General features: G+C 51.7%; 1 protein-coding gene and 1 pseudogene. One reads left to right on the top strand and one right to left on the bottom strand.

Annotated elements, in window-relative coordinates; all coding sequences use genetic code 11:
• A pseudogene (locus Q0628_RS08545) lies at positions 1-743 on the top strand (hypothetical protein); the annotation flags it as partial.
• 101 nt (positions 744-844) lie between these two features.
• On the opposite strand, the gene Q0628_RS08540 reads toward Q0628_RS08545, so the two are convergent.
• Complete coding sequence (locus tag Q0628_RS08540; protein WP_298770088.1) at positions 845-1603, bottom strand: hypothetical protein; 759 nt, start codon at positions 1601-1603, stop codon at positions 845-847.
• Positions 1604-1728 lie beyond the last annotated feature (125 nt).

The raw sequence follows: 1728 nt of genomic DNA, 5'->3' as shown, positions 1-1728 counted from the left end.
AAGGAATTATGAAGATCGCTCAGGGAAGACTCTGCGTTCCTACACTTGACCAGGTAGGTTCCGCTGCTCTCTACAACCTGGATCCTTCATACTTCGACGATATCAAGAAAGAGTATGAATACAGAAGAAACGTTTCCGTTGAAGCACTTAACGAAATCGAAGGCATCAAGAACGCTGTCCAGAATTTCGAAGACAAGGTGATTGTCGTCGACCAGGCAACCGGCGCCACGCAGTCTTACTCGATCGAACAGATTATCGCCGCCGTCGATGCGGGCCAGATGTCGATTGACGACGCCAAGAAGAAATTCGACCTTGACCCGGTCATTGTCGACGCCTACAAGAATCACATGATCGATTCCAAGAATGTCAGCAAGTACAACAGCGGAAGCGAAAGGGACATTCAGGAAATCGTAGAGGCAGTGGCCCAGAGTACGGAACTTCGCTACGAAGCGACCTACTACTCTAGCCTCGGTGAATTTGTGAACAGCTACTCTAACGTGATCACTTGCAATGACGACGTGTTCAAAAATCATGGCCAGGGCACCTGCCTCGAAAACAACGGCAAGCTGTTCCTCGCCTGGAACATGCGCGCCAAGAACGGCAGATTGGTATCGACCGGCGTGTACATTGCAAGACTTGCGTACCGCATCAAGGTCGGCAGCAAGACCGTGGTTGACCGCACGCAGGACTTCCTGTGGGGTGTGCGCCGCGGCAAGGCAAACGCGCTTGACTTGGGCCTCTAGGTCCCCCTGTATTAGAACAAAGAAACTCTCTCGGCAAAAAGAAGACCGCACCTTTGGGGGTGCGGCCTTCTTGCGTTATATATTTCGCTAAAGGATTTAGGTTATTTCTTGTCGAGTTTGGCGTTGATTTGTTTCTGGAGTTCTTTCAGGTGCCAGCGGCCGCGCTTGTCTTCAAGGAAAAAGTTGGTGCGGATTCCGCGCGAAAGGCCGCGGTCAATAATGTTCAGCGCGTCGGCGTAACGTTTCTGGTCAAAGCGCAGTTCTGCCAAAAAGTAATAGTTGTACAAGTCGCGCGGGTTCTTTTCGAGTGCGAGGCTCAAGTACTTGTCGGCAAGTTTCTTGTCGGGCCATGAAAGCACCAGCGGCACGTAGGGCAGCACGAAGTGGGCACGCCCCAGCACCTGGAAGTCTTCGGCCATAATGGCCACATCGCGCACAGTGGTAGCCACGCCTTCCTTGACCGAGGTGAGGGCACCGCGCTCGTTGCCCCACATCGAAAGGGCGCTTGCGTATACGTGGGCGATTTCCCTGTTCTTCGGGAACTTCTGGTAGGCGGATTCGCTGATAGTCTTTAGGCTGTCGAGCTTTGCCTTGCGCTGGTGCTTTTCGAAATGCACAAAGCGGAATGCGAAGAACAAGCTCTTCACGTAGCCTTCGGTAGCCTTTTCTTCGACGGAGACGTCGTTCATGGCTTTGCGGTAGCTGTCAATCATGAGCTTTGCGTTCTTGGGATTCGCTTTGTCGCCAATGGCATGTTCTGCACGGGCGTTATAGCAGGAATCGGCAATGCGCAGGTCTTCGTTTGCAAGGCATACGACGCTTGCAACAGACATCAGCAATGTGACCAGGATTTTTTTCATTTTCCCCTTAACAGAAACTACACTCGCCAATTTTGCAGTACTTTATTCAATTGGGCGATCCGCGACTTTTCGTCGTCGGTACCGTGGTAAGTCTTGAATAAAAGATAGCGATATTCCATGAGTGC

The organism is uncultured Fibrobacter sp. (assembly GCF_937877005.1).
Classification (GTDB): domain Bacteria; phylum Fibrobacterota; class Fibrobacteria; order Fibrobacterales; family Fibrobacteraceae; genus Fibrobacter.
The sequence above is the reverse complement of the archived record's forward strand: the minus strand, read 5'-3'. Positions and strand labels throughout refer to the sequence as shown.